Below are 5,865 nucleotides of genomic sequence, written 5' to 3'. Positions count from 1 at the left end.
AACCCCTACTTCATCCCTAACCCAGCCTTGCTAGTGCCTCCAACCCCCATCCCCCCACCACCCACTTACCCCAATTACGACTCAGACCCTGAAGTGCGTAGATTAAAAGAACAAATCCGCGCCCTAGGTCAAACTCCCCAAACCCAACATTACTACTCTAAAAAATACATGGAAAAGCATTATAAAAATAGGGATTGGCGCTTCAAGGCGCAGAAGTTAGAGAGTTATAGCATCGCCAAGGAAAAGAGTGGGTTCTTTTTAGGGGGGGGGTTTGGGGTGGGAGGATTGCAAGAATCCTATAGCGGGGCGCAGGTTCTAAGCAGTAGTCTTGGTATTAGAGTGCCTAATGATGTCTTTAATCGCGCCATCACACTGAAAAACACCATTGGCATGTTCAATGTGGAATTGGGTTACCAGCAATTTTTTAATCTCTATTTTGGGACGCGCGTCTATGGGGATTTATTGCTCATCCCCGGGTTGGCTAACATTGACACTCTCAATGGCAATAACAATTCTCAAGGCTTTGGCAAACTCTTTTATGGCTTGGGATCTTTGAATATGGATGCGCTCATAGACATCCCCTTGGATCGCGCTAAAGAGCATTTTATTGGCGCGTATGCGGGCTTTGGGGTGGGTTTGATGATCTTGCGCGATTTTAGCAATAAGGCGTTTAATCAGGTGGTGGCAAATGGGTATAAAAGTCCGGATATCTTTTGGAAAATGTTGATGCAGGCAGATTACACGATCAATTTAGGTTTGGCTTTCACTTATAAAAGGCATCTGCGCTTGGAGTTGGGCACTAAGATTCCTTTAACCTACTTGCGTTTTGGCGCGGAAACCCCGGCCACCTACGCCAACGCGCAATCTAGCAAGACTTTAATCAGTGGGAATATCGGCTTCAAGCGCACGAGTTTTGTCGTGGTGAATGTGCTGTATGTCTTTTAAGGGGCGATCGTGTGGCGTTGGATTGTGATGGTAGTGCTTTTAGGGTGTGGGTATTTGAGTTATAATTATTGGATCAGTAAGGACAACCAGGGGCGCATTAATTTGGTGATGAAGGTTGTCAAAGAGGGGGGCAAGAAAACGCCCACGCAGGCTTTGAGCTTTGAAAACCCCACGCATTGGAATCTCAAACACCCCATGATCATCACCATGCAAACTCCCGCTAAAATCCGCTCCTACCATGTCAAGGTTTTCACTAACGACAACTTGGTGGTCTATGAGAAAAACCAAATTGTGCTAGATGAACCCAGCCGCTTGCATGTTGATCTACCCAAACCCCCTATCCAACTCAACGATCAAACCACACTCCACTATGAGATTAGCATGTGCGATTGGAGCAATGCTAACTTTTTTAGCGGGAATACCACGCGCAAGAGCTTTGATCTCCTATTGGACACCACCCCCCCCACAATCCACACCCTAGCCCAATCGACCAATATCACTTATGGGGGGAGCGCGTTAGTGGTGTTCAAAGTCGAAGAAGAGGCGTTGCAAAAGGTGTGGCTGAATAATGGGAGTAGGGATTTTCAAGCCTTTCCCTTTATGAAAGACAAGCATTACGCCGTGATTTTACCCTGGTCTTTGCAGCAGCGCGCTTTTAGTGCCACCATCATCGCTCGAGATAAGGCTTTTAACACCACCACCCTCCCCCTTAAATTTATCCAAAATACCCGCACCCCCTATATTGATCGCAATGTGGAGATGAGCAAGAAATACCCCACAAAAGCCCAAGCGATTCAAGAGTTTAAAGACGATCTGCGCTCAGAGCGCGCGAGCATGCGCACCAATTTAGAAGAGATTATCGCCAAAGACTTGAATAACACCCCCATCCATGAAGCTTTGCACCTGCAGGTTTTCAACCCCTTAGGCGTGAGTAAGCCTAGGGTCTTGGTCCCCTTTGGCACTAAGAAACGCTACCTATTCAAGGGTGATGTGTTAGGGGAATTTTTGCACTTGGGAGTCGATCTCTTTGGGAAGCGCTCTAAGATTCTAGCCAGCAATGAGGGGCGCGTGGTGCTTGCCGAAGAGATACAAAGTTATGGCAAGGGCGCGCTTGTGTCCTATGGCTTGGGTTTGCACGCGCTATATGGGAGTCTCTCAAGCTTGTTGGCACGCAAGGGGGATTTAGTGGGACCTAGTGGCATCTTGGGAGTGAGTGGCAAAAACGCCTCGAGCAAATTTGACCACCTGCATTTTGAAGTGTTGGTGCAAGGCGTGTCGGTGCGCCCGCGTGAGTGGATGGATACAGGTTTTATCCAGCGTTTCAACGATGTGCTAGATCAGGCACAACGGCGCATCCAAGAACAAAGGTGAGCGGTGCTACAAACCAGACAAAAGCAGGTGCGCTGTTTTGAACTCAGTGTAGCCAATAAAGAGCAATACCTGAACTTCATCCACAAAAACGCCCCTCTTTTGCAAGATTACCTACTCTTATTCAAAGCCCCCCCGCCATTAGAAGTTGTAGAAGCCCTAGAGCATTACGACTTAGCCTATAGTGTGAGCACCAAGGATCTCAAGGGCAAGCCTAGCGATCAAATTGTGCTTTACGAAGCCTCTGACGCGTTGCAAGCCTCTAAAACCCCAACACCCCTAGATCAGGTGCAAATTTTTGAACGCCACATCCGTAGCGGGGAGGAGATTGACAGCGCGTCTAGCTTGATTTTTTTGGGGAATATCAACCATGGGGCTAAGATTGTTTCAGAACAAAACATTAGTGTCTATGGGCGTTGTGAGGGGATTATTATTTGCATGGGAGTGTGTATGGTGCTTAAAAATGTCTATTCTGCGCACATCACTTTTCAGGGGGAGATTTTAAGCGATGCCTTACTTGCACGCCTTAATGAGAATGACAGGTTAAAATTGATCACGAGAAATGACGATATAATCAAAATAAAGGACATTGTATGAGAGAGAGAACCATAGCAAGACGCGTGGAGGTGGTAGGGATTGGGTTGCATAAGGGTGTGCCTGTGAAAATGGTGTTAGAGCCATTAGAGGCAGGGCGTGGGATCGTCTTTGCGCGTTCGGATTTGCGTATAGAGCTCCCCTTGTCTTATAGGAGTGTGCTAGACACCACGATGGCGACCACTTTAGGACTTCAAGACAACCCAAAAATGCGTATTTCCACCGTGGAGCATTTGCTCTCAGCCGTGAGTGCCTATGGAATTGACAACCTTAAAATTTCTGTGGACAATGAAGAGATTCCCATTATGGACGGTTCGGCTATCGCGCATTGCATGCTCTTAGATGAGGCAGGCATTGTGGAGCTAGACGCTCCTAAGTCCTTCATGCGTATTACCCAAGAGGTGGAGGTTAAGGACGGACCTAAATTTGCCAAAATTAGCCCCAGCTCCTCTCTTTGCTTTGAATTTGGAATCAACTTCGCCCACCCCATGATTAGAGAACAACACTACCGCTTTGAGTTCTCTAGACAACAGTATAAGGAGCAGATCGCGCGTGCGCGCACCTTTGGCTTTTTACAGGAGGTAAATTACTTGCGCTCCATTGGGTTAGCTAGGGGGGGCAGTTTGAATAATTGCATCGTGCTAGATGAACATGGCATTGTGAATCAAGAGGGTTTGCGCTATGAAGAGGAGTTTGTGCGCCATAAAATTTTGGACGCTATGGGAGATTTAGCATTTTTAGGCAAGAATGTAGTCGGGGCTTACCACTCCTACATGGGAAGCCACAAGCTCAACGCCATGCTAGTGCAAAAAGTGTTAGAAACCCAGAGTTATGAAGTGGTGCACCTCTCCCCTACACCCCAAAAGCAAGACACGCCTGCCGAGTCTAGGGAAGTGGTGATCGCTTATAGCTAGAGCGTATGCAATCTTGCGCGCTGGGGGTTTTGGCTCTGCAAAGCCCGGTGCAGATGGGTGTTTATGTGCACGGCGTGTTGCGCTACTCTTTGGTTTCCTCTTGTAAGACAAGCGAGGCGTTGGGGGTTTTGTTCGCGCGCGTTAGGGCGTGGATGGCATGCCATGGCTACAGATTAGGGGCTATTTACTATGCGGTGGGACCCGGAAGCTTTATGGCAATGAAACTTGTGCATGTCTTTGTGCACACTGTGGCTAGTGCGCAAAATCTCAAACTGTATGGGGCTTTGGGCTTTGCTTTCAACGCCTACCAGCCCATTAAAGCCTTTGGCAATAGCTATTATTGCTACCACCAAGGCACGATTTACCTAAGTCCTCTATCCAACCCTACAACCCAGAACATGCGCTTGCCCATCTTGCTTAAAAGCCATATCTTTGGCGTTGATCCAAAACCCCTATACCTTTTGCCCCCTATTTAGGCGCAATTAGCATAAATTAGGCTATAATGCGCTATCAAAATTTAGGAAACGATTTGGTTGTCAGTGTGCCCGCCACCAGCGCAAACTTAGGACCGGGGTTTGATTGTTTAGGGCTTGGTTTGAATCTCAAAAACCGCTTTAGTGTTGTGCCCTCTGTCTTCACTAGCATTAAGATTCAAGGCGAGGGCGAGGGGTTTTCTAAATTCTTAGTGGATAATGTCTTTGTCAACCTCTTTAAAGGCGCGTTGCAAAAACAGGGTATAGAGCAGAATTTTGAATTTCTCTTTGACAATGCGATCCCCATTTCTAGGGGGCTTGGGAGTAGTTCGGCGGTGGTGGTGGGCGCGTTGAGCGCGGTGAGCCATTACTTGCATGGGCACATTGAGAAAGAAGAGGTGCTTCATGCTAGCTTGGTTTACGAATCCCACCCGGATAATATCACCCCGGCTATCTTTGGGGGCTTTAACGCCGCTATGGTAGAAAAGCTCCCCAGTGAGGTGAATCAAAACAAGGTTTACCATTTGCGCGTGGCAATCCCTGATTATCTCAAAGCGATCATGGTGATCCCCCCTCATAGTATTTCTACCAAACTCTCACGCCAAGCTTTGCCCAAGCGTTGCAATTACACAGATGCGATCTACAATCTTGCGCATGCCAGCTTAGTGTGTATGGCTTTTAGCCAAGAGAAATGGGACATACTCAGGGTGGCTTCTAGGGATCGTTTACACCAAGATCGGCGCATGAAACTCTACCCCGTGCTCTATGGAGTGCAAAGAATGGCTTTAGAGCATGGCGCGTTGATGAGCACACTCTCAGGGAGTGGTTCCTCGTTTTTTAATCTGTGTTATGCTGAAGACGCTCGAGCTTTGCAAACCAAATTGCAACAGAAGTTCCCTAATTTTAGGGTATTGTCGCTAGATTTTGACAATGAAGGAGTCCAGATTGAAGATTAAAGCCTTTGTTTCTAAGAATGCGGTGCGCACTTGTGTGTGCTGTAGGCAACGCCTCATGCAAGCAGAATTATTGCGTTTTAGCGTGCGGGAGGGTAAAATTGTGGCTTTTGAAGGCAGTGGGCGTAGTTTTTATTTATGTGGGGCATGCGTGCATGCTAAAAACGCATGCAAGCAAGTTTTAAAACTCAAGCATGCCCCCAAAAATAAACACTACATCGAAGCGTGGTTAGAAGAGGTAAGAGCGTCATGAGTGGAATCGCACTGAAAGACTTCGTTTTAGAGTTAGGTAGAACTGATGTGAAGATCGTGATTAAAGAAGCCAAAGAGATCGGTCTAGATCTCAAACCCACTTCTAGTTTAGATGAGCAAACGGCCGCTAAACTCTATGACTTCATCACTAATAAACTCAACGCGCGCATGCCAAAGAGCGCGAAAAAACCCCCAGCACCTAACAAGACGCAGGCAAAACCAACCCCTCCCACAGACCCCCAAGAATCCAAAGTGCCCACTCCCACGCGCAGTGTTTCTAGGAAGCGCTCTATTGAGATTGTCAGCACCACGACCCCTCTAAAACCCACCCCCCCTAAAGCCCCTATAACCCCCAAGCCTCCTAAG

7 protein-coding genes and 1 pseudogene are annotated in these 5,865 nt (G+C 47.6%); all 8 read left to right on the top strand.

The window, feature by feature from the left end:
• The coding region (locus tag EAO33_RS08730) for an outer membrane beta-barrel protein (RefSeq protein WP_328590025.1) at window positions 1-945 on the top strand (945 nt) is incomplete at its 5' end.
• A gap of 9 nt (window positions 946-954) precedes the next feature.
• Window positions 955-2,316, top strand: a complete 1,362-nt coding sequence (locus EAO33_RS08725; protein WP_120946390.1) for a M23 family metallopeptidase — start codon at window positions 955-957, stop codon at window positions 2,314-2,316.
• 3 nt (window positions 2,317-2,319) lie between these two features.
• Window positions 2,320-2,910, top strand: a complete 591-nt coding sequence (locus tag EAO33_RS08720; protein WP_120946388.1) for a septum site-determining protein MinC — start codon at window positions 2,320-2,322, stop codon at window positions 2,908-2,910.
• Window positions 2,907-3,821, top strand: coding sequence for a UDP-3-O-acyl-N-acetylglucosamine deacetylase (gene lpxC / locus EAO33_RS08715; RefSeq protein ID WP_120946386.1), 915 nt, complete (start codon window positions 2,907-2,909; stop codon window positions 3,819-3,821). Before EAO33_RS08720 ends, lpxC begins: the two co-directional genes overlap by 4 nt.
• Window positions 3,822-3,826: 5 nt before the next feature.
• Window positions 3,827-4,297, top strand: a complete 471-nt coding sequence (locus tag EAO33_RS08710) for a hypothetical protein (protein WP_120946384.1) — start codon at window positions 3,827-3,829, stop codon at window positions 4,295-4,297.
• Window positions 4,298-4,350: 53 nt separating this feature from the next.
• On the top strand, window positions 4,351-5,250 hold the full coding sequence (gene thrB / locus EAO33_RS08705) for a homoserine kinase (protein WP_162982279.1): 900 nt from the start codon (window positions 4,351-4,353) through the stop codon (window positions 5,248-5,250).
• A complete protein-coding gene (locus EAO33_RS08700) occupies window positions 5,240-5,500 on the top strand; it encodes a DUF448 domain-containing protein (protein ID WP_120946380.1) in 261 nt (86 codons plus the stop codon). The genes thrB and EAO33_RS08700 overlap by 11 nt, the downstream gene beginning before the upstream one ends.
• A pseudogene (locus EAO33_RS08695) lies at window positions 5,497-5,865 on the top strand (translation initiation factor IF-2 N-terminal domain-containing protein); the annotation flags it as partial. The gene EAO33_RS08700 and the pseudogene EAO33_RS08695, both read left to right, overlap by 4 nt.

The sequence above is a fragment of the Helicobacter labacensis genome (assembly GCF_003660285.1).
Lineage (GTDB): Bacteria > Campylobacterota > Campylobacteria > Campylobacterales > Helicobacteraceae > Helicobacter > Helicobacter labacensis.
The sequence above is the reverse complement of the archived record's forward strand: the minus strand, read 5'-3'. Positions and strand labels throughout refer to the sequence as shown.